The sequence below is a fragment of the Streptomyces sp. NBC_01351 genome (assembly GCF_036237315.1).
In the GTDB taxonomy this organism is placed as follows: Bacteria; Actinomycetota; Actinomycetes; order Streptomycetales; family Streptomycetaceae; genus Streptomyces.
The window spans coordinates 348985-373361 of record NZ_CP108356.1 but is presented as its reverse complement, the minus strand read 5'-3'; the positions used below and the strand labels follow the sequence as shown (position 1 = coordinate 373361).

Here is a 24377-nt window from a genome sequence, read left to right as displayed (position 1 = left end):
TCCTACACCGCCTACGCCTCCTCCGGCGCGGCGGCGTCGAGGGCGGCGGTGAGGCGGTTCAAGCGGGTCTGGAGGTCGATGATCTCGCCGAGCTCGAACCCGGTCGCGGTCGCGATCCGGCGCGGTACCTCCACGGCCCGGGCGCGCAGAGCCGCGCCCTCCTCGGTCAGGTGCGCGTGCACGGAACGCTCGTCCTCGGTGCTGCGCTCGCGGCGCACCAGTCCGGCTGCCTCGAGTCGCTTGAGCAGCGGGGACAGCGTCCCCGAGTCCAGTCGCAGGTGCTGCCCGATCTGCTTGACCGGCATCTCCCCGTGCTCCCACAGCACCAGCATCACCAGGTACTGCGGGTAGGTGAGCCCGAGGTCCTTCAGGACGACGCGGTACAGCCCGCCGAAGGCGCGGCTCGCGGCGTTCAGCGCGAAGCAGATCTGGCCGTCCAGGCGCAGGAAGTCCTGGTCGGGGTGGGTGGCGGTCGGCTGCTCGGTCATGCGGCCAGTGTACCCGGGAGAACTTGCGAGGCATTGAATTGTGCACAACTGAATTGTGTGCTCTACTCATGGAGCGAGGTCGACCACCGGCCGCCGCACCGTTGATTTCTGGGAGAGGAACTCCGATGGACGCGCTGTACACCGCTGTCGCCACCGCCAACGGCCGCGAGGGCCGCACCGTCAGCTCCGACGGTCAGCTCGACCTCGCCCTGGCCATGCCCCCGGCGCTCGGCGGCAACGGACAGGGCACGAACCCCGAGCAGCTCTTCGCGGCCGGCTACGCCGCCTGCTTCTCCAGCGCGCTCGGCCTGGTCGGCCGCCAGGCCAAGGCCGACACCAGCGAGGTCTCGGTCACCGCGGAGGTCTCCATCGGCAAGGACGGCGCGGGCTTCGGCCTGGGCGTCGTCCTGCGCGTCGAGCTCCCCGAGTCCCTCGCGGGCGAGACCGGCGCCCTGCTGGTCAAGCAGGCGCACGAGGTCTGCCCGTACTCCCGCGCCACCCGCGGCAACATCGCCGTGGACCTCGTCATCGAGTAGGTCATCGAGCAGGTCATCGACCGGGTCGTCGATCAGGGGCCGCCGACCGTCCGGCATCGACTGAAGATGCCGGACGCCCGGCGGGCGCCCACCATGGAGGAGCACCGACTCGTACGGGGACCGCACGCCGGGAGGCGCCCATGGCGCACACCTACGCAACGGACGTACTCGTCGCCGGCGCCGGCCCCGTCGGGCTGACGGCGGCCGTCGAACTCCGCAGGCGCGGTGTCTCCTGCCGCATCGTCGACCGCCTGCCCGCCCGGCTGCCGTTCGCGAAGGCCGTCGGCATCCAGCCCCGCACCCTGGAACTCTGGGACCGCATGGGCCTGGTGCGCGCCGCGCTCGACGCGGCCGTCCCGTTGCGCGGGCAGCTGGTCTACGTCAACGGCGTCGAGCAGCCCCGCCTCGACATGCTGCTGCCGCCGGAAGTCCCGTACGGATTCGCGGCCCTGCCGCAGTACGAGACCGAGCGCCTCCTCGCCGATTTCCTGGCCCGCTTCGGCACCGAGGTCGAACGCGGCACCGAGCTGGTGTCGTTCGCCCAGGACGCCGACGGAGTGACCAACCGGGTCCGTACCCCTTCCGGAGCGGAGGAGGAAGTGCGGACCCGGTTCCTCGTGGGCTGCGACGGTGCGCACAGCATCGTCCGCAAGGGGCTCGGACTCACCTTCGAGGGCGGAGCCTTCCCCGAGGAGTTCATGCTGGCCGACGTCGAGGTCGACTGGGACCTGCCCCACGAGTACGGACTGCGCTCCATGCACCGGGACGCCTCCGGCGCCGTGGACGACGTACTGGTGGGCATCCCCCTGCCCGGCCCGGGCCGCTACCGGATGTCGATGAAGGTCCCGCCCGAACTCTCCACCGCCCAACGGGTGGGCGCGGACCCCGACGGCGTCGCGCACGGACTGCAGAGCAGCCGCGCCCCCGAACTGCCCGACATCCAGGCCGTCCTGGACCGACTGTCACCGCAACCCACCACGGCCTCCGGCATCCGCTGGACCTCCGTGTTCCGGATCAGCCACCGCATCGTGAACCACTACGGCGACGGCCGGGTCTTCGTCGCCGGGGACGCCGCCCACATCCACCCGCCGACGGGCGCCCAGGGCATGAACACCGGGATCCAGGACGCCTGGAACCTGGCCTGGAAACTCGCCCTCGCGGTCGGGGGAGGCACCCACCCCCGCCTCCTCGACAGCTACGACGCCGAGCGCCGGCCCGTCGGCGAGGAAGTCATCGGCCGCACCGTCCGGCACGCCAAGGAGGGCATCCAGGCCGACCCGGAGGACCCGCGGACCCTGGTGCTGCGCGAGGCCCAACTCCTCGTCGGCTACCGCGGCAGCCCCCTCACCGACCCGCCCGGCGTGGGGCAGGGCCCCCGCCCGGGGGACCGGGCACCCGACTGCGTCGGCCTCACCGGGCAGATCGCGGCCTACCCGCTGCGCCTGTACGACCTCCTGCGCGACCGCGACCACGTACTGCTGCTCTACGCGGACGGCCGCGGGCCCGGGCCGGACCCGGGCGAGCTCGCCCGCGCGGCCAGGGAGGCCACCGGCGGCCGCATGGAGACCCTCGTCCTGCTCGCCGCAGACGCCCCCTCCGCCACCCCTTCCACGGACGGCCTGCCGGTCTACCGGGACACCGCGACCCAGTTCGCCCGCCGCTACGAGGCGCAAGGCCCGACGGCCTTCGTCATCCGCCCGGACGGCTACCTCGGGGCCCGCCTCGCCCCACCCACCGTGCGGGCACTGCGCACCCACCTGGCCGACGTCTTCGCCCCCACGGATCAGGGGTAGTCCCACAGGGCGTCGACGCACCCCAGCAGCTCATCCCGGCAGCCTGGATCGGGCCCTCTGCCCCCGCACCCGGATCTCCGTCCGGATAGCGATCGCCACCCCCTGAAATCCGGTGCCGGGATCACGTTTTGGATTGACGGACGATCCTCAATACGATCCGGCGATGATCACAAGAAAACGGCTTGCGGCCGGGGCGTGCGGCCTGCTCGCCGCCCTCGCCGTCGGGCTCTTCCCGGCGAGCGCCAGCGCCGCCGACGGACAGACGGCGAAGGAACCCCCCAAGGTCGATCTCGTCCTCGACGTCAGCGGCTCCATGCGGGCCAACGACATCGACGGCCAATCCCGGATGTCCGCCGCCAAGCAGGCGTTCAACGAGGTCATCGACGCCGTCCCCGACGAAGTGCGGCTCGGCATACGTACCTTGGGCGCCACCTACCCCGGCGAGGACAAGGCGCTCGGCTGCAAGGACACCAAGCAGCTGTACCCGGTAGGCCCGCTCAACCGCACCGAGGCCAAAACCGCCGTGGCCACCCTCGCCCCCACCGGGTGGACGCCGATCGGTCCGGCCCTGCTGGCCGCCGCCCAGGACCTGGAGGGCGGCGAAGCCACCAAGCGGATCGTCCTCATCACCGACGGCGAGGACACCTGCGCCCCGCTCGACCCGTGCGAAGTGGCGCGCGACATCGCCGCCAAGGGCATCAACCTGACCATCGACACCCTCGGCCTGGTTCCCGACGCCAAGATCCGCGCCCAGCTCACCTGCATCGCCGAGGCCACCGGCGGTACGTACACCGCGGTGCAGCACAAGGACGAACTCTCCAGCCGCGTCCGCCAATTGATCGACCGGGCCGCCGAGCCCGTCGTCAACCCGGTCGCCACCGAGGGCGCCAAGCAGTGCGAAGGCGCCCCCCTGCTGAAGCCCGGCCTCTACAGCGACCGCGAGACCTTCGGCGAGCACCGCTGGTACCGGGTCGAGGTCCTCCCCGGCCAGGAACTGCGCGCCTCCGTGAGCATCGCCTCCGACCGCGCCGTCAACCGGGACTACGGAGTCCTGCTGCGCGCCACCACCCTCCACGGCCGGGAGATCGTCCGCGGCGCGGAGGCCGGTGACGGGCGCACCGACGTCATCTCCACCGGCCTGCGCTACCCGAAGGCCGAGATCGACGGGGTCGACGCGGACACGAAGCCGGCCGCCGAGACCGTCTGCGTCCAGGTCAGCAACTCCTTCTCCGCACCCGCCTCCGTCAAGACCGCCCCGGGCATGCCCGTCGAGCTGACCATCGACCTCGTCGACGGACCCGACACGGCCTCCGACACCGCCTCCTTCGGCCTCGGGCGCGGCTGGTGGCTCCTGGCGGCCCTGGCCCTCGTCGGACTGCTGGCCGGTCTGGTGTGGGGCTGGATCTCGCGCTGGCGCATCTCCGTCTGGAGGACCAACTGATGCGTACCGTACGCACACTGACCGCGGCCCTGCTCGCCGGCGCCACCGCCCTCGGCGTGGCGGGCTGCACGTCCGAGGCGGACACCCCGCCGGCCACGTCGTCGGCAGGCTCGGCGGCAACCCCTGGCCCCAGCGGGAGTTCGGACAAGACCGAGCAGTCGGCGCCGACCGAGGCGGGCACCAGCTTCCGCACCGCCACGCCCTTCCGCCCGGGCCAGCAGGCCACGGCCGGGGCGTCCACCGGCGACTACCTCTACTGGGTGCTCCCCGTCGACGCCGAGCAGCGCGCCACGGTCAAGGCCACGGTCACCCTCCCCGAGTCCGCGACCCGGCACGGCGCGGAGACCTGGCAGATCGACGTGTACGACGGGCTGCGCCGCCGCCAGGCATGCGCCTACGGCACCCAGACCCGCGCCGCCGCCAAGGAAGCCTCGACGGTCGAACTGTCCTGCACCCTGCGCACCGTCCGCGCCACGGCCGAGCAATGGGCCAACGACCCGCTGCCGGGCAGCTATTACGTGCGCCTGACCGTCGTCTCGCTGCCGGACGAGGACAAGGGCCTGCCGGTGCGCGCCGCGGTCCAGGCCGAGGTGGCGGACGCCGGCGGCGCCCACGCGGTGGACGGAGCCCTCTCCACCCCCCTGGTGCCCGCCACCGTGACCGGTACCCTGCGCGAGCCGGAGGACGGCTGGTCCGGCGGCTGGTGGTCGGACCGCTGGATCTGGACCGCGGCCGGCGGAGTCCTCGCGGCCCTCGCGGGCCTCTTCGGGTACTCCCTCACACGCGGTTCGGGCCGCCCCTCCAGGGTCCCGCCGCAGGCCTGACCCGGCAGCGGTTGGGGCCGTACGGCACTCCCGTACGGCCCCGGCCGCACACGTACGTCTAGGGTTGACTCAACATCACGAAAAGCAAGGGGAATTGATGAACGGGGACGTGGCGGGCGGAGTCTTCCAGCCATTGGAGGGCGATGATCCGCCGATGGTGGCGGGCTACCGGATCGCCGCCAGGCTCGGCTCCGGCGGCATGGGGAAGGTCTACCTGTCGCACACGCCGGGAGGCAGGCCGGTCGCCATCAAGGTGATCCGGCCCGAGTTCGCCGAAGACCCCGAGTTCCGGCGGCGGTTCCGCCAGGAAGTGCAGTCCGCGCAGCGGGTCCAGGGCCTCTACACCGCCCCGGTCATGGACAGCGACACCGACGGCCCCAACCCCTGGCTCGCCACCGCCTACGTACCGGGGCCCACCCTCTCCGCGGCGGTCGCCGAGCACGGCCCGCTCCCGGCCGGGACCATCCTGATGCTCGTCGCCGGCATCGCCGAGGCCCTCCAGGTCATCCACGGCGCGGGCATCGTCCACAGGGATCTCAAGCCCTCCAACGTACTGCTCGCCGCCGACGGCCCCCGGGTCATCGACTTCGGCATCGCCCGGGCCGCCGACGCCACCTCGCTCACCGCCAGCGGAGTCGCCGTCGGCACCCCCGCCTTCATGGCCCCCGAACAGGCCGCCGGCCGTGCGATCAGCGGGGCCACCGACATCTTCGCCCTCGGCCAGGTGGCCGCGTACGCCGCGCTCGGCGCGCCCGCGTACGGCGACGGGCCCTCGCACGGCGTGCTGTACCGGATCGTGCACGAGGAGCCGGACCTCTCCGGGATCCCCGCCGAACTGCGGCCGCTGATCACACGCTGCCTCGTAAAGGATCCGGCCGGGCGGGCCTCGCTCACCGAGATCCTCGACCTGTGCCGGACCGCCGCCGACCAGACCCAGCTGCGGCGGCCGGAGGACTGGCTGCCCGGAGGGGTCGCGGCGGGCATCTCGAACCGCCAGGAGGTCCCGGCCCCGGTCCCGACGACCTCGGTCCCGACCGCGCCGACGACACCCCCCGCCGCGGCGAACACCGCGCAGGCCGTGCCCCCTCCCGCCCCCACCCACGCCCCGCAGCAGCCGACGGTCCCCACGGCAGCGAACGGGTACCCGTCGTCCGGGGCCCACCCCACCGTCCACCCCACCAGCCCTCCCGGCCGGCCGGGGACCCCGCCCGGCCCGCACGGCTACGGCCCGCCCGGAGCCTTCGGGCCGCCGCAGGCCACGTACGCGCCGCGGCCCGCGGCAGCGCCCGTCCAGATGCCCGTCATCCAGATGCAGATGCCGCAGCCCCCGAAGCCACGCAACCGGACCGCGATCATCCTGGTCTCCGTCTTCGGCGGCCTCTTCCTCCTCCTGGCCGGCTGCGGCGCCATTCTCAACGCCATCGGAGACAGCACGACGTCCCGCGACAGCCTGGGCGGAGCCTCGCCCACGGGCTCGGCCACGGCCGGCGGACAACCGCGTCCCGACCCGCAGCCCATCGTGTCCAAGGACTTCAAGCTGACCAGCAACTACCATCTGAAGTTCGCCGATGACGTGCTGGAGCCGCACGACAGCACCAAGGACGACTTCTACTACTACTGCGCCTTCCAGGACTGCAGCTTCGGCGTCAGCACAGCCAAACTCGCCCGCCTGGACAGCGGGACCGAGGGCTCGCTCCAGGCCTGCCGTCAGGAGACCCGCTTCGCGAGCAAGATCCCCGTGGAGGCGCTCTCCAAGGGCGGCGCGATGTGCGTGAAGACCGAGGAGGGGACCATTGCCCTGGTCGTCTACAAGGGCAGTTCGGCGAAGAACGACCCGAGCAAGTACGTGACCCTCGACATCACGGTCTGGCGCGGCGCGGCCCGCAAGGACTGAGGGCCGCGCGCTCACCCGCCCCGCGCTACCGCAGGCGGGTGAGCCTGGTCCCGAACGACGGCTCGGCCAGGTCGCCCCGCACCGCCACCGGCACGCTCTTGGCCCCGTCCCCGTCGCCCACCGTGAGCACGCCGACCTCGGCCCCGTCCGTCGCGGCATGCGGGACGGCCCCGGCGCCGGCCCCGAGGGAGAGCCGCATCCGCTGCCCGGGTACGCCGATCACGTTCAGGTCCTTGGTGGCCACGAGCGGGGTACGGCCGCCGAGCCCGTCGTCCAGGTACCCGACCGTCTGCCCCTTGCGGACGGCCGGGGAAGCGGCCAGCGCAGCCCGCACGGCCTCGATCACCTTCCTGCTGTTCTCCTTCACCAGCACCAGGCTGTCCCGGCCGTCCGGGTCCGGGCCGTCCGCGTGCTGGTCCATCATCGTGCCGAGCACCAGGGGGGTCTCGTCGCCGACGGACTTGTACGCCGCCCACATCAGCGTCCCGCCGGCCGGCGTGCTCGAACCGGTCTTGATGCCCCTGATGCTCAGGCCGGCCGCCGTGAGCAGGCTGTCGTTGTTGTTGTAGATCGGTTTGGGCAAGCCCTTGACGGTGGCGTTGGGCATCGCGACGACCGCGCGGAACGCCTCGTCCTTCATGACGGCCTCGGCGAGCTTGAGCTGATCGACGGCGGTGCTGACGGTGGCCGCGTCCAGACCGCTGGGGTCGGTGTACACGGTGTCCTTCATGCCGAGTTCCGCGGCGGCGGCGTTCATCTTCGCGACGAACGCCGTCTCGTCGTTGGTGCCGGCGTCCCACCGGGCGAGCAGCCGGGCCACGTTGTTGCCCGAGGGGATCATGAGCATCTTGAGCATGTCCTGCTGGCTGAACTTCGTACCGGCGGTGAGCCCCTCGATCCGGGACTCGCTCTCGGCGGTGCCGTCCGCCACTGCCTTCGCGTCGACCTCGATGGAGGGCCCCGCGTCAGCCTTGCCGCGCAGCGGGTGGCCCTTGAGGATCACGTAGGCGGTCATCACCTTGGCGACACTGGCCGTCGGGACGGGCTTCTGCTCGCCGAAGGTGCCGATGTCCCCGGATCCCGGGACGCGGACGGCCCCCTGCCCCTGGGCGGGCCAGGGGATGGAGAACTGCCCGTCGAGGGCGTGCACGGGCTCGGCCGCGACGAACTTCGGCTCGGGCAGCGGCCGCAGCAGCTGCGCCCCGACGAAGGCGCCGCCGAGGAGCAGGAGGATCGGCGTCCACACCTTGACGCGCCGCACGACGGTCCGCCGAGGCGTCTCGGGCGGGGGAGCGGTATTGGTGAGCTCGGCCAACAACCCCAAAGCGGGGCCACCCACCCCACCCCCGCTTCCCCCAGCGGCCCCACCCGGCTGTCCGCCGTGCCCCGCAGCCAGGTCCGGCGCGGCGCCCGACCCCGCCGCCAGGCCTGGCCGCGCGTAGGGCCCTGCAGCAACGCCTGGCCCGGCACCTGCCCCCGCCGCAGCGCCCGGCCGTGCGCCCTGCTCCGCCGCTACGTCTGGCCAGGCACCTGACCCCGCCGCTACGTCCGGCCAGGCGTCCGGCCCCGCCGCTGCGCCCGGCTGTGTGCCGTGCCCCGCCGCCACGTTCGGCCACGCGCCTGGCCCGGCCGCCAGGTCCGGCCCGGCACCCGGCCCCGCCGCAGCGCCCGGCTGGGGGCCTCGCTCCGTCGCCAGGTCCGGCGCAGCACCCGGCCCCGCTGTCAGGCTTGGCCGTGCGACGGGCCCGTCCGGCCGGTCCGGCCGTGTGCCCTGCCCCTCCGCTGCGTCCGGCCCGGCGTCCGGCCCCGCCGCGGTGCCTTTCCCGGCACCCGACCCCGGCGCAGCCTCCGGCCGTGCGCTCTGCCCCGCAGCCATGTCCGGCATCGCGCCCGGCCTCGCCGCAGCACCCGGTCCTGCGACCGGAGTTGAATCCGGGTGTGCCTCCGGGACTGCGTCCGGGTGTTCTCCTGTGCCTGACTTCGCGCCCGAGGCCGGGCCTGCGTCCGGCCCCTGGCCCAGGGTCGGGGTTGACTCCTGCCCCCCAACCGCCTGGGCAGACCGGCCCCTCAGCTCGGCCTGAGGTCCTGCCGCGGCGGTCTGCTGGACATCGAGCTCCTTGAGCGCGACGAACTCACTGGTGCGCGCGGCATCGGTATCCGCCCCACGGGCCCAAGAGGGCACGCTCCGCTCACCGTTGGCCCCTGAGCCTCGCTCAACCGCGCCGGGGCCGTCCCCCCTGATCCCGTCCCCAACTCCACGGGGAGCCCCGTCTCCGACGTCCTCAGGACTCCCGGCCCTGGCTTCGCCTCTGGCCCCGCCTCCGTCTGTGGTCCCGTCCCCGTCCCCGTTCTCAGTGCCGGGGCCGGTGCTGAGCGCGACTCCGGTCCCGGTCCCGGTCCCGGCGCTGAGCGCGGCCCCGGCCCCGGCCTCACCTTCAGCCTCTGTCCCGACCCCCGTTCGGGCTCCGTCCTCGGTCCCGGGCTCGTCCGGGATTCCAGCCTCGGCCCCAGCCCCGGCCAGGGGCTCGGCGCTGCCTCCGGGCTCGGCCCGAGCCCCAGCCCTGGCTTCGGGCTCCGTCCCGGACCCGTGCCCGGGCTCCGCCCAGGTCTCGTCCCCGCCTTCGGCTTCGGCCGCTTCTTCGAGCTCCGTGCTGCTCTGGGTTCCGAACTCGGTGCCGGTCTCGGTCCGGGCAAGCTCGGAGTGGGGTGCGGCGATGCCATCGGTCCCGCCCTCGGAACGGGCTCCGGCCCCGGCGCTGGATTCGACCTCCGTCGGGCCTTCGGGCTCGGCTTCGGCTTCGGCTTCGGATTGCGCCCGGTCGTCGGGCTCCGGGCCGGTCCGGGCTCCGGACTCGGAGTCGGCCTCCGTCTGGGCAACCCCGGTCCCGGCTCCGGGTGCCGACTCGGGCCGGGGGGACTCGGCCCTGGGTTCCGACTCGGGACGGGCCCCGGGTTCGGCGGCCTGGGCCGCGGTGGGCTCCTCCGTCTTCCGGTCGTCCGAGGAACCGCCCGCCGCCGTTACTGCCTTCATCCCAGCCCCGCCTTGCCGCTCGTACCCGGTCGCCGCCCCACCGCCCACGCGGTGCCCGGTGGCGATCCGGTCGTTGCCGATACCGTGCGGCGAGGACCCGACGGGCCCTCGCCGCATCCCAAGATGTCCGCGGTGCCGCGCCCGTTCCCCGCGTCCGATCCTGTGACCGTTCGGTCATATTCGGCGCCGTGGCGCACCACGAAACCGGCCGGCACCCTCAGCGCGTGCTGTGTCCGAGGACGACGTGCGCCGCGACCGCCCGGTCGGTGTCCGTGTCGATGAAGGACACGACCACCGGGGTGCTGCCCGTCGGCCCGCCGGCGGTCGCGCGCATCCGGTAACGCTCGGTACGGACGGCATCGCGAGCGAGCGACGTACCGCCCGTGAAGAGGGACAGCGGCTTGGCGTCGTTGGCGATCCGCAGGTCGGCCGGGCGCCAGGAGCCCGAGGCGGCGTGGAACCGCTCCAACAGGAATCCCGGTCCGCTGCCAGGCTGGTCCCCGGGTTCACCCACGAGGAGCTCCATCTGGAACGCGACCAGCACGTGCCGGTACTCGGCGGAGTTCCCGTTCCTCAGGGTGACGGTGAACTCCTGTGCGGCCCCGCCGCGCACGAGGGCGAGCCGCCCGCCCCGGGTGTCGACGGACACGGTCAGCCGGGTCGGTGACGGCGGGCGCGGCGCCGGCGTACGCGAAGGCGAGGCCGACACGGAGCCGACCGCCGACGGCGACGGCGAAGCGGCCGCCGTAGCGGAGGCCGAGGCGGAGGCAGACACCGAACCCGACACCGAACCCGAAGCCGACAGCGAACCCGACGCCGACACGGAGCCCACGGCCGAAGCCGCCGGCTTGCCGCCCTTGTCCGCGCACCCGATGGCCCCCGTGAGCAGGGCTGCGGCCACGGCCGTGGCGGACAGGGCCCGGACGGCTCCTCCGGATGTGGGCATGCGATCGCTCTCCCCGAGCTCGGTATCGCCAGGAACCTAGCAAGCGGGCCCGGCACCCACGAGGCCGAGCGGGCCTCGGACGGGCGACGTTTCGGTCACGGCGCCCGGCCTTGCCCCGGCCGCGAGAGGCCTCGGGCTCTCAGGCCGTCAGGGTCGCCTCGAGCACGGTGACCGCATGCCCGGAGAGCAGCACGCGGTCCCCGCGCAGCGCGGTCCTGACCAGGCCGGTACGTGCCGAGGCCTGGAAGCCGACGAGTTCGGTGCGGCCGCCCATCCGCGCCGACCAGAAGGGCGCCAGCGAGGTGTGGGCACTGCCGGTGACCGGGTCCTCGGGTATCCCGTTGGCGGGCGCGAAGAAGCGGGAGACGAAGTCGTGGCCCTGCCCGGTCTCCGCCGCGACCGCAGTGACGATGACCCCGCGCAGCCCTTCGCGCACGGTCAGCGCCGCGATCGCCGCGAGGTCGGGGCGAAGCGCCCGTACGGCGGCCTCGTCGGGCAGCACGGTGAGCAGATCGCCCAGCGCGCCGGTACGGAAGGTGCCCTCGGGCCGCACCCCCAGCGCGTCGGCGAGGCCCTCGGGGACGGGTACCGCGTGCGCGGGGGCGGCGGGGAAGTCCAGCGTGAATTCCCCGCCCTCCCCGGCGTGCGCGATCAGCACTCCGTTGAACCGGCTGCGGAACCGCACCGAGCCGCCGGTCAACAGCCCCTCGCGGCGCAGCGTGTGGGCCGTGGCCAATGTGGCATGGCCGCACAGATTGGCTTCGACCAACGGGGTGAACCAACGGATCTCCCACTCGGCCGCGTCCCCGCCGTCGCCCCCGGCCGGGAGCGGCAGCGCGAAGGCCGTCTCCGGATGGTTCAGCTCGGCGGCGATCCGCCGCAGCCAGGAGTCCTGCGGCCAGGGCCCGGCCGGGAGCAGACACACCCCGGCGGGGTTTCCGGCGAAGGGGCGAGTGGTGAAGGCGTCAACGATGTGGATGCGCATGCAGCGAACGTACCGAGGCCAATCACCGCTCCGGCAAGGCCAATTCGACGAAAGTGGCCTGGCCTGGCCACGCACGCCAGGCCCCGCGTCTCAGCCGAGCGGCTTTTCGAAGCTGAAGGCGGTCACGGCCATCCGCTCGCGGAAGTAGAAGCGGTGCGCGTCGGCCCGCTGGGTCCCGGAGTCGAGCGTGAGCGCGGCGCACCCGGCCGCCCGGGCGTGCTCCTCCAGGTGCCCGAGCAGCGCGTGGCCCACGCCGCCCGAACGGGCGGTGGAGGCGGTGACGAGGTCGTCGACGTACAGCTTGCGGACCAGGTGGGTGTTGGCGACGACGCGCCAGCCGGCAGCGCCCACGCACACGCCGCCCTCGTCGTACGCGGCGGTGAAGCGCAGCCCCTGGCCCTGTGCCTCACCGAGGATTTCGAGGAACAGCTTCTCGGTGAGATGGGGGCGCAGTTCACGCAGGACGGGGAGCAGGTCCTCGATCAGTCGCGGGTCGCCGGGCTCAAGGTCAATGATCTTCATGAGATCAGACTAATCCGGGAAGTCGTCCGCATGCCGGACATGGTCCACCGTTGTCAGACCCCCCGCCTACTCTTGATCACGTGAGACCGACCCCTGACACCGAAACCCATCCCGCCCCCGAGCGTCCCCTCGCCGAGATCAACGCCGACATCCGAGGCCTCTTCGCCCGCGCCGACGGCCGCCTGTCCGACGCGGAGCGCGTCCGACACGCCTCTCTGCTGCAGGAGTGGGCCGCCGCGATACGGGCCTCGGTCGTACCGGCCGCGTAACGCCCGCAGCCGTGTCGGACCGATGAACTCGCGGGCCGACGGCAGTCTTCCTCTCGAGCACCCGACCCGCGCACGGCGCGGACGAGAGGAAGAAGTGGCCCATGAGCGACCTGCGCAGACTTCTGGAATCGCACGTCGAGGCCGGACCGATGCCCGGCGCCGTGGCCCTGGTGGGCCGTGGGGAAGACGTCGAAGTGGCGGCCGTCGGCTCCCTCGACACGGCAGGCACCGCCCCCATGGCACGGGACTCCCTGTTCCGGATCGCCTCCCTGACCAAGCCGGTGACCGCCGCGGCCGCGATGATGCTGATCGAGGACGGCGTGCTCGCCCTCGACGCGCCCGTGACCCGCTGGCTCCCGGAGCTCGCGGCGCCCGTGGTCGTCCGTACGCCTTCCTCACCGCTCCACGACGTCGTCCCCGCCGAGGGCCCGATCACCGTCGCCGACCTCCTCACATTCCGTGCCGGGTACGGCTTCCCGGCCGACTTCTCGCTGCCGGCCGTGGCGCCGCTGTTCACCGAGCTGAAGCAGGGGCTGCCGCAGCCCGGGCAGACCGCGGCGCCCGATGAGTGGATGGCGACCCTGGCCCGCATCCCGCTGCTCCACCAGCCGGGACGGGCCTGGCTGTACAACACGAGCTCCGACATCCTCGGCGTGCTCATCGCCCGCGCCGCCGGAGCGCCGCTCCCGGAGTTCCTGGCCGCACGCGTCTTCGCGCCGCTCGGCATGCGGGACACGGCCTTCGCCGTCCCGCCGGGGCAACTCCACCGGTTCACCAGCTGCTACCGGGGCGAGGCACTGGACCTGGTCGACGCCCCCGACGGGGAGTGGAGCGCCCTCCCCGCGTTCCCTTCCGGCGCGGGCGGACTGGTATCCACCGCCGACGACCTCCACGCCTTCGGCCGGATGCTGCTCGCCGGGGGCACGTACGAAGGCCGCCGCCTCCTCTCGCCGGACTCGGTACGCCAGATGACCACCGATCACCTCACCGCCGCCCAACGCGAGGCGGGCGAGCTGTTCCTGGAGGGCCAGGGCTGGGGATTCGGCGGCTCGGTCGACGTGACCCGCCGCGCCCCCTGGAACTCGCCGGGACGCTACGGCTGGATCGGCGGCACCGGCACCGCCGCCCACGTGGTCCCGACCACGGGCACCGTCATGGTGCTCCTCACCCAACGCGAACTCACCGGCGCGACGCCGCCCCGGCTCATGCGCGAGTTCTGGACGTACGCGGCAGGCAGGGCGTGACCATCGGCCGCTGATCGGGTGAAGCCGCGGAACCTGGCGGGATCGGCGCCGTTGATCAAGGCGCTCACCACCCTGCACTCGTGCAACAGAAGGACCAACGATGATCAAGAAGATGATGGCCACCGCTGCCGCCACCGCGTCCATCCTCGGCGCGGGCGCTGCCGTCGCCGCACCGGCCATGGCCATCGGCAACGACAACGGCATCAACAGCGTCAACGGCAACAACGCCCAGCAGGTCTACGGCAACCAGAAGACCCACGGCGACCTGAGCCCGCAGCTCGGCCTGGTCCAGGGCACCCTGAACAAGCCCTGCATCGGCCTGCCCGCCAAGCTCAACGCGCAGTCGATCCTTGCCGCGGTCAACGTCGGCGTCCAGGACATCAACGTCCTGTCGAACCCGCAGAACCAGCAGTGCACCGAGAACTCCACCCAGGCCAAGGGCGACGAGCCGCTCTCGCACCTCCTCAGCAACATCCCGGTCCTCTCCGGCAACGTCTCGGCCGGCAGCTGACCCGGTTCCCTCCGCGAGCCGGGGCCTCCGACGCCTGCGCGAGTGCCCACGGGGCCCCGGCCCGTTCCACCACATCAGCAGGCGCGCGTCGGCCGCGAGGCCGTCGCGGTGGGCGCCGATCCACACCTAGGCACGACACGGAGCCTCCCGCCCGAAGACGGGGCCGGAGGCTCTTTGCCGCGACGGCTGCCCCGCGGCCAGACCCCGGTGGGGCTCCCGCGGCGCGTACGAAAGATCGGGTAGCTTCGAGACATGACCCCTGAGCCGCAGAGCTTCGAGATCCTGCTGGTACCCGAGCACATCGAGAACCTGCGCGGCGGCTCCGCGGCCGACAGGGCCCTGCGCTCGGCCGTGGTCGAGGCGACCGGCGAGACCGGCTCCTCCGGCTACCCGCACTACCGGGGGCAGGGCATGGAGGCCGACATCGACCCGCGCACGCGCTCCGTCGAGGCGCTGCTCGTCGACGGTGCGGAACTGGACCTCGGAATGCGCGCCATGATCGCCCCGGAGAGCGGGACGGGCCGCGGGCGGCCGACGCCGAAGCAGACCTAGGCGCCGAGGCTCGGAGACGCGCAGGCCGGTGCGGCCGGGCAGCGCGACGCGTTGACCCGTGGCGGTCCGCGCGATCAGGATCCTCGTATGACGATCCCCGGACTTCCCGCCGACGACCGCGAGTTGAGCCCGTACACCGGCTACGCGCGCGACCACTGGGAGGCCGCCGCCGACGGGCTGCTGCGCGCGGCCTGGCGCTGGGCCACACCGAGCGGGGCCCTGCTCGACCTGCCGGGACGGCCTTCCGCCTCCGGGGTCCGCTCCGACGGGCTCGAAGGGTACGCCCGTACCTTCCTCGCCGCCGCCTTCCGGGTCGCGGGCGCCGACGGCAAGGACCCGTACGGCTGGCTCGACCGGTACGCGGAGGGGCTGGCGGCCGGCACCCGCACACCCGGCCGCGACGACGCCGAGTCCTGGCCCGCCGTGCTCGACTGCCACGTCCAGGGCCAGCCGATGGTCGAAGCCGCGTCCGTCGCTCTCGGGCTGCGGCTGACCGGCACCTGGCTGTGGGACCGCCTCGACAGCGGCGTACAGGACCGGGCCGAGCGGTGGCTGCGCGGAGCCCTCAGGCACCTGCCCTCTCCCAACAACTGGTACCTCTTCCCCCTCACCGTGGCCGGATTCCTGGAATCGGTGGGGCGAGGGGACGCGGAGACCGCCGGGGCGCGCCGACGCGGACTCGACCTGCTGGAGGGCTGGTACCGGGGCCAGGGCTGGTACGCGGACGGCGACGGACGGGCCTTTGACCACTACAACGGCTGGGCCCTGCACCTGTATCCCGTCCTCGACGCCCACCTCGCGGGCGGAGCGGGCGGAGCGGAGACCGCCGGCCCGCACGGCGACCGGCTGCGCGAACACCTGGACGGCCTCTCCCTGCTCTTCGGGGCCGACGGCGCGCCCGTCCACTTCGGGCGCTCCCTCACCTACCGCTTCGCCTCCGCCTCCGCCGTGGGCCTCGGCGCGGTCACCGGCCACACGCCGCTCACCCCGGGCACCTCGCGCAGGCTGCTGAGCGGATCCCTGCGCTACTTCCTCGACCGCGGCGCGGTCGACGCCGACGGGCTGCTCACCCTCGGCTGGCACGGCCCGCACGAGGCGACGCTCCAGCCCTACTCCGGACCCGCATCGCCGTACTGGGCGTCCAAGGCCTTCGTCTGCCTGCTCGCGCCGGCCGGCCACCCGCTGTGGACCGCGCCCGAGGCGCCCGCGCCGAGCGAGGGCCCCGACCGCGTACTGGCCCTGGCCGCCCCCGGCCTCCTGCTGCAGAGCACCCGCGCGGACGGGATCGTACGCCTGCACAATCACGGCAGCGATCACGTCGGCCCGGCCCAGGGCGAATCGGCGGCCGAGGAGGACCCGCTGTACGCCCGCCAGGCCTACTCCACCCGGACCGGGCCGACCGCGTACTCCAACGCCCCCGACAACCACCTCGGCGTGGAAGTGGCCGGCGCGCGCAGCGCCCGCCGCCGCATCCACCCGCTCGGGGCCGGGCAGGGCGACGGCTGGGGCTGGGCCGGCTCCTGGCACCTGCCGGTCTTCGGCAGCGGCCCGGCCACCGTGCCCGGACTGCGCGTGGAGAGCGTCATCGTGGCCAGGGGACCGTACGAGCTGCGCGTCCACCGGGTGCTCGGCGCACCGCCGGGCGCCCGCGTCCACCAGACGGGCTGGGCCACGGGCCCCGCCGAAACCCTGCGCTCCGAGCTGCACCCGCTGCACGGCTGGTCCGGGGCGGACGCGGTGCGGGCGCCCGCCGGGACCGCCTACACCGCGTCGGCCCGGATGCCGAGGCTCTCGGCCGACGCGGAGGGAACCGCCCTCTACGCCTGCCTCGCCAGGCTCACGGACGATGCGCGGACACCGCCGGCGTCGCCCCTGGCCGAAGCGGTCGCCGGGGTGGAGGCGGTCGGGGCCGAAGCCGTCGAGGTGCGCTGGGCGGACGACGGATCGCTGACCCGGATCCGCTTCGGGCCGCTCACCGTGGACGAGGGCCCGTAGCGGGCCCGGCCGTCACCGCGGCACGGGCTGGAAGGTCGCTCCGTAGGCGGGGAGGTGGATGGTGGAGCCGTAGCGGGCGAGCTGCTCCCAAGGGCGGTTGAGGCCCGCGCTGCCGTGGGTGCGCACCCGGGTGACGGCGTCGAGGTCGAGGACGTCGACGAGCACCTCCTCTCCGCCGCCCGCCTGCTGGCGGACGATCCCCTCCGGGTCCACGATGGCGCTGGCGCCGACCGCCGCCGGGTCGGCTCCGTTGACGTTGACCACGTAGACCTGGTTCGTCCAGGCGTTGGCGCGGGCGCAGACCAGCTCCATCTCGCGGTCCCGCGTCGTGGTGAGGGTCGGCTGGATGATGATCTCGGCGCCGAGCCAGGCGAGTTGGCGGGCGGTCTCCGGGAAGGAGCCGTCATAGCAGATGGCCAGCCCCGCGCGGCCGATGCCGGGCAGGTCGAAGACCACGAACTCGCCCCCGGGCGCGGTGGTCTCGTACGGCTGCCAGGGGAAGACCTTGCGGTAGACGGCGGCGATCTCGCCCTCCGGGGAGACGGCGATCGCGGTGTTGTGGATCCGGCCGTCGGCCGCCCGCTCGTAGAGGGTGCCGGGGACGAGCCACAGCTCCGTCTCGCGGGCCAGGGCGCAGATCCGGTCGGTGAGCGGGCCGGGGACGGTGACGGCGGCCTCGTGCATCCAGTCGGACCGGGCCTGGAGCAGCGGGGCTTCGGCGGCGAGCAGCAGTTCCGGGACCACGACGAGCCGGACGTGCGCGAAGGTGGCGCGGACCGCGCGGACGCGGTCGGCGTAGCGCTCCCAGGTGGCTTCGAGGTCGTAGGGGACGGGAGTGGTCTGCAGGGCGGCGATGGCGAGGGTGCGCATGGGGATCAGTTGTCCTTGACGGTGAGTGCGGCGACGGCGCTGCGGCCTTCGCGGAAGAAGCGGGGGAACCGGGTGGCGACGACGAGCGTGACGACCGCGCCGAGCGCGATGGATCCGGCACCGAGCAGGAAGACCCCGCCGATGCCCCCGAAGGAGGTGGAGCCGTAGGCGGGGTCGACCATGTCGTAGGCGGTCCGGGCGAAGGCGGCGAGCATCATCAGGCCTCCCGCGAGGGGCATGACGCCCTTGAGCACCAGGTCCCGGACGGAGCCGCGCAGGCCGTGGCGGAAGTGCCAGGCGCAGGCCAGGCCGGTGACGCCGTAGTACAGGGCGATGAGCAGGCCGACGGAGAGGATCGCGTCCCCGAGGAAGTCCGCGGAGACCAGGGTCAGCAGGGTGAGCAGGAGGGCCGCGGCCGATCCGAAGAAGACGGTGCCGAAGCTCGGGGTGCCGTGGCGCGGGTGGATCCGGGTGAACCGCCGGGGCAGGGCCTGGTGCGTGGCCATCGAGAGGGTGCCGCGGGCGCTGCCGACGACGCAGGTGAGCAGCGCGGAGACGGCGGAGACGCAGACCGCCAGCTCGACGACCTTGGCGAGTGCCTCGCCGAGGACGGAGGGGGCCAGGGCCGCGAGGACGTCGGGGGCGTTGTCGGGGTTGCCGAGACCGCTGCCCGTGGCGCCGGCGCCGGCGTAGGAGATCGCGGCCACGGCGGTGAACAGGTAGGTGGCGAGCAGGATCACGGTGGACAGTACGGCGGCCCGGCCGGGGGTGCGGGTGCTGTCGGTGGTCTCTTCGTTGACCGTGATCAGGGCGTCCCAGCCCCAGTAGATGAACAGGCAGAGCAGCACCGCCTCGGCGAACGGCCCGAAGCCGTCGAAGGCGAACGGATCGAACCAGGAGAGCGAGGGGGTGGCGGCGCCGTCCCGGGAGAGCGCGGCGACGCCGAAGGCGAGCAGCGCCAGCAGCTGGAGGCCGAGCAGCGCGTACTGGACGGAGGCCGCGAGCTGCAGTCCGCGGCGGGCGACCAGAGTGACGAGCGCGATCAGCAGGACGGCCGTTGCGGTGACCGCCAGGGCGTTGTCGGCGAGCGCGTCGAGGCCGAGCAGCCCGAGCAGGTATCCGGCGCCGACCCTGGCTAGGGCGGTCATCGCGATGAGGGTGGCGCACTGGACGACCCAGCCGCCGGAGAGCCAGCCCGCGAAGGGGCCGAAGGCGCGGGTGGTCCAGACGAAGGTGGTGCCGCAGTCGGGCATCTCCCGGTTCAGCTCGCGGAAGGCGTAGGCGGTGAGCAGCACCGGGAGGAATCCGAGCAGCAGGGCGGCCGGTGCGGCGGTCTGGGCGACCACGGTGACGAAGCCGAGGGTGACGGCGATCGAGTAGGCCGGGGCGACGGAGGACAGGCCGAGGGCGACCGACCCGAGCAGGCCCACCGTCCCGGGCCGCAGGCCTTTGCCGGGTGGTGCCGCCGCTGGGTCCTGGTGTCTCGCGGTGGTCGTCATGAGGGCCTCCGGGGTGCGCTGGATTTGTTAAACGCTGATTTAAGGAAATGGCGCGCGGTCCGTCAATAGCTGGTCGGGTATCGTTACGCTCAGGTTCAGAGACGAAGTGGTGGCAGGCGGGAGACGGGGCCGTGGGGCGACGCAAGGACCAGGAGGCGCGGCGCGCCGAGCTCGGCGAGGCGGCGCAGCGCGCACTGCTCAGCCGCGGGCTGGAGGGGCTGCGCCTCAAGGACGTGGCGGCCGAGGCCGGAGTCACGCCGGCCGCCGTCCTGTACTACTACGGCGACCTCGACGAGCTGATGTACGAGACCTTCCAGCAGGCCATGGAACGCTTCTGCCGCGAGCGCGAGCAGGCCGCCGAAGGGCTGCCGGACGCCCGTCGGCGCCTGGCCGGCTGCATCTCCTCCGGCGTGGCCACGGGCCCCGACGACCTGTTGCCCCGGCTGCTCTTCGAGTACTGGCCGCGCAGCCTGCGCGACCCCAAGGCGGCTGCCCTGGACAGTGCGCTGACCGAACGCCAGGTCGCGGTCTACTACGGGATCCTGGTCCTGGGGGAGTCGCAGGGGCACTTCCGGCTGACCGACTCGCCGCGGCTGCTCGCGGCGAGCCTCGTCGCCATGGAGGACGGCTACCAGATGGAGATCCTCGCGGGCCGCCGCACCCGCTCCGAGGTCCTCGCCGCGCTGCACGCCTACGCCCGCGTCGTCACCGGATACGACCCGGGCGAGGAGACTCCGTAGCGACCGGATGCGGCGCCGCCCGACCGGGCGGACCCTGGATCCATGTCGCACCAGGAGCCTCCGCCCGGATGGGGACCCGGACAGCCGCAGCAGCCGCAGCAGCCCCAGGGGTCCTGGGGGTCGCCGCCGCAGCCGCCCGCGCCGCCGAAGCGAAATACGGGAAAGATCATCGGCTGCTCGTGCCTGGGAGCGCTGGCCCTGGTGGTTCTGCTCCTCGTGGCAGGCCTGCTGATCGGTGGCGACGTGGCGAACGAGCCGGATCGGATCACCCCGTCACGGTCCGCGGGGGTGGCGACCCAGGAGAGCGGGCCGGAGGGCGATGTGAAGATCACGGGGTGCGAGGTCAGCTCCGTGACGAAGTGGGCCAGTGCCAAGCTGCTGATCGACAACCGCTCCAGCAAGAGCAGCGACTACAGCGTCGAGGTCGAGTTCGTGAACGCGGCCGGCAAGCGGCTCGGCGAGGGTTACGCGTCGGCCCTGAGGTTGGCGTCGGGCCAGAGCGCCGAGGTCACCGCCCAGGGACTGGACGAGATCTCGGAGACGATCACCTGCCGGATCGTCAAGGTCCTCCGGTTCGCGTCCTGACCCCGAGGGCGACGACCCGTCCTCCCCCGGGCGGGGGAGGCGGACCGTACGTGCGGAGGACGTCCCGCGGCGACCTCCGCAGCAGCATGGAGTCATGAACCGATCACCCGGGACCCAACGGATCGCCGCGCTCACCGCCTGCGCCGGAGCGCTCGCCTACACCGTCAGCAAGGTCGACCTCGCCCGGAACGGCGAGCTGGGCATGCCGGGCTTCCCCGCTCCGCCCGAGGCCTACGCGTCGATCGCCGATGTCACGGCCGCCCAGTTGGGCAACGCCGGTCTGGGTCTGGTGATGGCTGTTGTCGCGCTGCTGCTCGTCCGTCCGCCGGCCGCCCGCCGGCTCCGGCTGGGCGTGGTCGTCGTCTCGTGGTTCGGCATCCTGATGATCGGAGCCGGAGTCATCGGCTTCGGTGCACGGGCGGCGGGCCTCGCACCCGCCTTGGGCGCGACCCCGCCGGCCATGGGAACGGCCCTCGCGGCGCTGGCCGTAGGCGCCGTGTGGGTGGCGGCCTGGTCCGTGGCGGCGGTCGGAGCCGTCAGGAGGACCACGGGCTGAACGGGTCCGGCCCGGTCCCCGCGGCAGACGGGGGCCGGGCCGGACTTCGGGCGGTGGAGCGGGTGTTCAGGCGGGCGTCAGCTCACCTGGACTCGACGGTCTCGGCCGGGGCAGATCAGCCCCGGCGGTGAGCCGTCAGCAGCAGGTACTCCCACTCCATGACGCCGTCCGACGTGAACTCGGTCACGAGGGAGTCGAGTTCAGCGTCCAGCGCGGCGGCCCGCTCGGGTGCGTCGGCGAGGGAGCTGTAGACGGCGATGGTCGGCCCGTACAGGGCCTTGAAGAACTCCCGGAACTCCGAGGGCTGCTTGAAGCGGTCCACGCGGACCGTCTCGCGGCGGGCGACCAGATCGGCCACCCCGTCGCCCAGCAGCTCGTGGACGTGCTCCGGGTCCCCCCACAGCGGGGGCGGCTGCGCCCCGGGCGGTGGCGGGGGAGCGTAGGGCTTCATCGTGGCGAACATCCGGCCGATGAACCCCTGCGGGGTCCAGTTGAGCAGCCCGATGGTGCCGCCGGCGCGGCAGACGCGCAGCAGTTCGTTCGCGGCGGCCTGGTGGTGCGGTGCGAACATCACACCGAGGCAGGACATCACGGTGTCGAACTCGCCGTCCGCGAAGGGCAGCGCCTCGGCGTCCGCCTCCTGCCACTCCAGCTGGGCCCCGCGTACGGCGGCCAGGTGCCGGCCGACCTCCATCAGGTCGGGTGTGAGGTCGGACGCCACGACATCGGCCCCGGCGAGCGCGGCCGGAATGGCCGCGTTGCCGGCGCCCGCGGCGACGTCGAGCACCCGGTCGCCGCGGCTCACTCCGCACTCGCGGACGAGTACGGTGCCCAGGTCCGGGATGAGGTGGGAGGCCACGGACGGGTAGTCGCCCAGGGCCCACATCGCACGGTGTTTGGCCTTCAGGGCGCGGTCCGCCTGGGCCGCGTCGTTCGACTCGGTCATGACAGCGGCCCTCCAGGAGTCGGGTCAACCTCTCTTCCGAGCATAGGTACGTTCCGCGTCGGCGGCCCGTCGGCGGCCCGTCGGGGGTCTGTCCGCGCGGCCCGTCGGCGGCTGTGGCCCGGGCCGGGGCCCGGCCCTACGGGAGCGGGATCTCGAAATGGACCGTCCCGTACCCGCCGTGCTCGCCCGTCGTGCGGGCGTCGCAGACCTCGGTGGCCAGGCTGCGCCAGAACCCCTCCGCACCGGGGATGTCGACATTGGTGTGCAGGTAGACGCGCTCGTAGCCCGGAACCCCGGCAGCGAAGGCGCAGGCCGCCCGCACCATGGCGCGGGCCAGTCCGTGCCGCCGGTGCTCGGGGCGCACGTACACCCGCAGGAGCTGGGCGGTGCGGCCCGACGGGTAGCGCTCGGTCAGCCACCGCGGGTGCGGTGGGTGGGCGGGCCCCCGGGAGTGCACGGCGCAGGTGCCCACCACCTCGCCGTCCCGCACGGCCACGACGAGGGCGTGACGCGGGTCGTCGAGGTAGGTGCCGCGGATGTCGACCACGTCGGCGTGCCACTCGGGCACGTACCCGTAGTCGAACTCCCGGTAGAAGGTGTCCAGCATGACGCTGCGGGCGCCCCGCACGTCCTCCGGTCCCGCGTGTCGTACCTGGTAGGCCCCCAGGTCGTGAACCTCCGCGGTCTGACGCTCTCTCAGATCTTCCATGATCCCACCGTAGCGGAAAATCGCGGTATTGGAAATGAAAACGATTTCCGATAGCTTCCTTTCGGTCGGACCGGACGCCGCCTGCCAGGCGCTCGCCGTTCCGCACGTATGCCCGAGAGCTGTGACAGCGGTCGAGAGGAAGTCCCGTGGGACACGTACTGGTTATCGAAAGCTGGGTGGGGTCGATGAGCAGGCTCCTGCCCAGGGCGATCCGCGAAGGCGGACACGAGTTCACCTTCCTCACCCGGGACCTGCACCACTACCTGCGCTCCGCCCCGGCCGACGGCGGCCCGCACCCCCTGCTCCTGGCGCGCAACCTCATCACCGCCGACACCAACGACGTGGAGGCCCTGCTCCCGCTCGTCGAGCGGCTGCACGCGGTGCTCGGCTTCGACGGCGTGGTCTCCTCCTGCGACTACTACCTGCCCGCCGTGGCACGCGTCGCGGAGCGACTGGGCCTGCCCGGCCCCGCGGCCGGAGCCGTCGAGAACGCCTGCCGCAAGGACCTGACCCGCCGGGTGCTGACCGAGGCGGGGGTGCCCGGACCGCGCTTCGCGCTCTGCGCCGACACCGAGGAGGCGCTGACGGCCGCCCGGGGGATCGGCTACCCCCTCGTGGTCAAGCCCGCCGACCTGTGCGGCGGCATGCTCGTGCGCGAGGTCGGAGACGAGCGCGAGCTGGAGCGGGCCTGCCGGGCCCTGGCCGAGTTCCCCGTCAACGCCCGGGGGCAGCAGCGTGCCCCGGTCATCCTCCTCGAAGAGCTGCTCACCGGCCCCGAGGTCAGCGTCGAGACCGTCTCCTTCGACGGTACGACGCACGTGGTCGGCGTCACCGACAAGAGCATCGGCGGGGCGCCCGCCTTCATCGAGACCGGCCACATGTTCCCGGCGGACATCGGCCCGGAGCGGGTGCGCGAGGCGGCGGACACCGCCGTGGCGGCCGTCTCCGCACTCGGCCTGGACCACGTCGTCAGCCACACCGAACTCAAACTGACCCCCGCCGGGCCGCGCCTGATCGAGGTCAACCCCCGCCCCGCCGGCAACCGCATCACCGAACTCGTCCGCCACGTCACGGGCGTCGACCTCGCTGCCGCCTGCGTGGACGTCGCCCTCGGCCGCACGCCCGACCTCACCGTCCGCCCGACCGGGGTGCACAGCGCCGCCATCGCCTTCCTGCTGCCCTCCGACGGCGGGATCCTGACCGGCGTCGAGGGAGCCGACGAGGTGCGGGGCGAGCCCGGGGTCGTGGAACTCACCCTCGCCGAACCGGGCCGCGCCGTGCGGCCCGCCACCAGCAACAACGAGTACCTCGGCCACGTCATGACCGCCGACACCGAAGGCGCGGGCGCCCGCGCGCGGGCCGAGCGGCTGATCGCCCGCCTGCGCCCCGCCTACGAGCTGTGTCCCGCCGAGCAGACCGCGGCGGTGAACGCGTGACCGCC

The 24377-nt window shown here is 73.3% G+C and carries 23 protein-coding genes; 14 read left to right on the top strand and 9 right to left on the bottom strand.

Features of this window, described 5'->3' with window-relative positions; all coding sequences use genetic code 11:
* Positions 1 to 11 precede the first annotated feature (11 nt).
* Positions 12 to 488, bottom strand: coding sequence for a MarR family winged helix-turn-helix transcriptional regulator (locus OG625_RS01900; RefSeq protein WP_329376277.1), 477 nt, complete (start codon positions 486 to 488; stop codon positions 12 to 14).
* 125 nt (positions 489 to 613) lie between these two features.
* Here OG625_RS01900 and OG625_RS01895 point away from each other — a divergent pair, with 125 nt between their 5' ends.
* The 5 genes from OG625_RS01895 (at position 614) to OG625_RS01875 (ending at position 6976) form a co-directional block, all read left to right on the top strand.
* Complete coding sequence (locus OG625_RS01895) at positions 614 to 1024, top strand: organic hydroperoxide resistance protein (protein WP_329376275.1); 411 nt, start codon at positions 614 to 616, stop codon at positions 1022 to 1024.
* A 140-nt stretch (positions 1025 to 1164) separates the two neighbouring features.
* A complete protein-coding gene (locus tag OG625_RS01890) occupies positions 1165 to 2817 on the top strand; it encodes an FAD-dependent monooxygenase (protein ID WP_329376274.1) in 1653 nt (550 codons plus the stop codon).
* A 163-nt stretch (positions 2818 to 2980) separates the two neighbouring features.
* Positions 2981 to 4258, top strand: a complete 1278-nt coding sequence (locus tag OG625_RS01885; RefSeq protein WP_329376273.1) for a VWA domain-containing protein — start codon at positions 2981 to 2983, stop codon at positions 4256 to 4258.
* Positions 4258 to 5082: a hypothetical protein gene (locus OG625_RS01880; protein ID WP_329376272.1), complete on the top strand. Its 825-nt coding sequence runs from the start codon at positions 4258 to 4260 to the stop codon at positions 5080 to 5082. Before OG625_RS01885 ends, OG625_RS01880 begins: the two co-directional genes overlap by 1 nt.
* A gap of 97 nt (positions 5083 to 5179) precedes the next feature.
* On the top strand, positions 5180 to 6976 hold the full coding sequence (locus OG625_RS01875) for a serine/threonine-protein kinase (RefSeq protein ID WP_329376271.1): 1797 nt from the start codon (positions 5180 to 5182) through the stop codon (positions 6974 to 6976).
* Positions 6977 to 7001: 25 nt separating this feature from the next.
* Here the strand turns inward: OG625_RS01875 and OG625_RS01870 are convergent, their stop codons facing one another.
* The 4 genes from OG625_RS01870 to OG625_RS01855 form a co-directional block, all read right to left on the bottom strand.
* Positions 7002 to 8237, bottom strand: coding sequence for a D-alanyl-D-alanine carboxypeptidase family protein (locus OG625_RS01870; protein ID WP_329376270.1), 1236 nt, complete (start codon positions 8235 to 8237; stop codon positions 7002 to 7004).
* Between the two features lie 1987 nt (positions 8238 to 10224).
* Positions 10225 to 10953, bottom strand: a complete 729-nt coding sequence (locus OG625_RS01865; protein WP_329376269.1) for a hypothetical protein — start codon at positions 10951 to 10953, stop codon at positions 10225 to 10227.
* A 139-nt stretch (positions 10954 to 11092) separates the two neighbouring features.
* A complete protein-coding gene (locus OG625_RS01860; RefSeq protein WP_329376267.1) occupies positions 11093 to 11938 on the bottom strand; it encodes a PhzF family phenazine biosynthesis protein in 846 nt (281 codons plus the stop codon).
* 90 nt (positions 11939 to 12028) lie between these two features.
* Positions 12029 to 12460: a GNAT family N-acetyltransferase gene (locus tag OG625_RS01855; protein ID WP_329376265.1), complete on the bottom strand. Its 432-nt coding sequence runs from the start codon at positions 12458 to 12460 to the stop codon at positions 12029 to 12031.
* Between the two features lie 80 nt (positions 12461 to 12540).
* Between OG625_RS01855 and OG625_RS01850 the strand changes: the two genes are divergently transcribed.
* The 5 genes from OG625_RS01850 to OG625_RS01830 all read left to right on the top strand — a co-directional run bounded on the left by OG625_RS01850 (position 12541) and on the right by OG625_RS01830 (position 17031).
* The gene (locus OG625_RS01850) at positions 12541 to 12729 is read left to right on the top strand and encodes a hypothetical protein (protein ID WP_329376263.1); all 189 of its coding nucleotides are present in this window, start codon (positions 12541 to 12543) and stop codon (positions 12727 to 12729) included.
* Positions 12730 to 12830: 101 nt separating this feature from the next.
* Positions 12831 to 13973, top strand: coding sequence for a serine hydrolase domain-containing protein (locus tag OG625_RS01845; RefSeq protein ID WP_329376262.1), 1143 nt, complete (start codon positions 12831 to 12833; stop codon positions 13971 to 13973).
* A 100-nt stretch (positions 13974 to 14073) separates the two neighbouring features.
* Entirely contained in the window at positions 14074 to 14484 is a 411-nt protein-coding gene (locus OG625_RS01840; RefSeq protein ID WP_329376259.1) for a rodlin, read from the top strand.
* A gap of 252 nt (positions 14485 to 14736) precedes the next feature.
* Positions 14737 to 15036, top strand: a complete 300-nt coding sequence (locus OG625_RS01835; RefSeq protein ID WP_329376257.1) for a hypothetical protein — start codon at positions 14737 to 14739, stop codon at positions 15034 to 15036.
* 87 nt (positions 15037 to 15123) lie between these two features.
* Entirely contained in the window at positions 15124 to 17031 is a 1908-nt protein-coding gene (locus OG625_RS01830) for a DUF2264 domain-containing protein (RefSeq protein ID WP_329376255.1), read from the top strand.
* A 12-nt stretch (positions 17032 to 17043) separates the two neighbouring features.
* On the opposite strand, the gene OG625_RS01825 is transcribed toward OG625_RS01830, so the two are convergent.
* Together OG625_RS01825 and OG625_RS01820 are read right to left on the bottom strand one after the other, a co-directional pair.
* The gene (locus OG625_RS01825) at positions 17044 to 17901 is read right to left on the bottom strand and encodes a carbon-nitrogen hydrolase family protein (protein ID WP_329376253.1); all 858 of its coding nucleotides are present in this window, start codon (positions 17899 to 17901) and stop codon (positions 17044 to 17046) included.
* A 5-nt stretch (positions 17902 to 17906) separates the two neighbouring features.
* Entirely contained in the window at positions 17907 to 19400 is a 1494-nt protein-coding gene (locus OG625_RS01820) for an APC family permease (RefSeq protein ID WP_329376251.1), read from the bottom strand.
* A 131-nt stretch (positions 19401 to 19531) separates the two neighbouring features.
* Between OG625_RS01820 and OG625_RS01815 the strand changes: the two genes are divergently transcribed.
* The 3 genes from OG625_RS01815 (at position 19532) to OG625_RS01805 (ending at position 21281) form a co-directional block, all read left to right on the top strand.
* Complete coding sequence (locus OG625_RS01815) at positions 19532 to 20140, top strand: TetR/AcrR family transcriptional regulator (protein WP_329376249.1); 609 nt, start codon at positions 19532 to 19534, stop codon at positions 20138 to 20140.
* Between the two features lie 42 nt (positions 20141 to 20182).
* Positions 20183 to 20725, top strand: a complete 543-nt coding sequence (locus tag OG625_RS01810) for a hypothetical protein (protein WP_329376246.1) — start codon at positions 20183 to 20185, stop codon at positions 20723 to 20725.
* Between the two features lie 94 nt (positions 20726 to 20819).
* On the top strand, positions 20820 to 21281 hold the full coding sequence (locus tag OG625_RS01805) for a hypothetical protein (protein WP_329376244.1): 462 nt from the start codon (positions 20820 to 20822) through the stop codon (positions 21279 to 21281).
* Positions 21282 to 21396: 115 nt separating this feature from the next.
* Here OG625_RS01805 and OG625_RS01800 read toward each other — a convergent pair whose 3' ends face one another.
* Positions 21397 to 22227 carry a class I SAM-dependent methyltransferase gene (locus tag OG625_RS01800; protein ID WP_329376242.1) on the bottom strand — a complete coding sequence of 277 codons (831 nt, stop codon included), beginning with the start codon at positions 22225 to 22227 and terminating at the stop codon, positions 21397 to 21399.
* A gap of 136 nt (positions 22228 to 22363) precedes the next feature.
* On the bottom strand, positions 22364 to 22936 hold the full coding sequence (locus OG625_RS01795; protein WP_329376240.1) for a GNAT family N-acetyltransferase: 573 nt from the start codon (positions 22934 to 22936) through the stop codon (positions 22364 to 22366).
* Between the two features lie 146 nt (positions 22937 to 23082).
* Between OG625_RS01795 and OG625_RS01790 the strand changes: the two genes are divergently transcribed.
* Positions 23083 to 24372, top strand: coding sequence for an ATP-grasp domain-containing protein (locus tag OG625_RS01790; protein WP_329376237.1), 1290 nt, complete (start codon positions 23083 to 23085; stop codon positions 24370 to 24372).
* Positions 24373 to 24377 lie beyond the last annotated feature (5 nt).

What these genes read in the sequence shown, in the direction of transcription:
- OG625_RS01840 (WP_329376259.1), top strand. Translation starts at nt 14,074, where the DNA reads ATGATCAAGAAGATGATGGCCACCGCTGCCGCCACCGCGTCCATCCTC.
- OG625_RS01900 (WP_329376277.1), bottom strand. Translation starts at nt 488, where the DNA reads ATGACCGAGCAGCCGACCGCCACCCACCCCGACCAGGACTTCCTGCGC.
- OG625_RS01895 (WP_329376275.1), top strand. Translation starts at nt 614, where the DNA reads ATGGACGCGCTGTACACCGCTGTCGCCACCGCCAACGGCCGCGAGGGC.
- OG625_RS01865 (WP_329376269.1), bottom strand. Translation starts at nt 10,953, where the DNA reads ATGCCCACATCCGGAGGAGCCGTCCGGGCCCTGTCCGCCACGGCCGTG.
- OG625_RS01800 (WP_329376242.1), bottom strand. Translation starts at nt 22,227, where the DNA reads ATGACCGAGTCGAACGACGCGGCCCAGGCGGACCGCGCCCTGAAGGCC.
- OG625_RS01810 (WP_329376246.1), top strand. Translation starts at nt 20,183, where the DNA reads ATGTCGCACCAGGAGCCTCCGCCCGGATGGGGACCCGGACAGCCGCAG.
- OG625_RS01855 (WP_329376265.1), bottom strand. Translation starts at nt 12,460, where the DNA reads ATGAAGATCATTGACCTTGAGCCCGGCGACCCGCGACTGATCGAGGAC.
- OG625_RS01795 (WP_329376240.1), bottom strand. Translation starts at nt 22,936, where the DNA reads ATGGAAGATCTGAGAGAGCGTCAGACCGCGGAGGTTCACGACCTGGGG.
- OG625_RS01820 (WP_329376251.1), bottom strand. Translation starts at nt 19,400, where the DNA reads ATGACGACCACCGCGAGACACCAGGACCCAGCGGCGGCACCACCCGGC.
- OG625_RS01830 (WP_329376255.1), top strand. Translation starts at nt 15,124, where the DNA reads ATGACGATCCCCGGACTTCCCGCCGACGACCGCGAGTTGAGCCCGTAC.
- OG625_RS01860 (WP_329376267.1), bottom strand. Translation starts at nt 11,938, where the DNA reads ATGCGCATCCACATCGTTGACGCCTTCACCACTCGCCCCTTCGCCGGA.
- OG625_RS01890 (WP_329376274.1), top strand. Translation starts at nt 1,165, where the DNA reads ATGGCGCACACCTACGCAACGGACGTACTCGTCGCCGGCGCCGGCCCC.
- OG625_RS01835 (WP_329376257.1), top strand. Translation starts at nt 14,737, where the DNA reads ATGACCCCTGAGCCGCAGAGCTTCGAGATCCTGCTGGTACCCGAGCAC.
- OG625_RS01845 (WP_329376262.1), top strand. Translation starts at nt 12,831, where the DNA reads ATGAGCGACCTGCGCAGACTTCTGGAATCGCACGTCGAGGCCGGACCG.
- OG625_RS01875 (WP_329376271.1), top strand. Translation starts at nt 5,180, where the DNA reads ATGAACGGGGACGTGGCGGGCGGAGTCTTCCAGCCATTGGAGGGCGAT.
- OG625_RS01825 (WP_329376253.1), bottom strand. Translation starts at nt 17,901, where the DNA reads ATGCGCACCCTCGCCATCGCCGCCCTGCAGACCACTCCCGTCCCCTAC.
- OG625_RS01885 (WP_329376273.1), top strand. Translation starts at nt 2,981, where the DNA reads ATGATCACAAGAAAACGGCTTGCGGCCGGGGCGTGCGGCCTGCTCGCC.
- OG625_RS01880 (WP_329376272.1), top strand. Translation starts at nt 4,258, where the DNA reads ATGCGTACCGTACGCACACTGACCGCGGCCCTGCTCGCCGGCGCCACC.
- OG625_RS01805 (WP_329376244.1), top strand. Translation starts at nt 20,820, where the DNA reads ATGAACCGATCACCCGGGACCCAACGGATCGCCGCGCTCACCGCCTGC.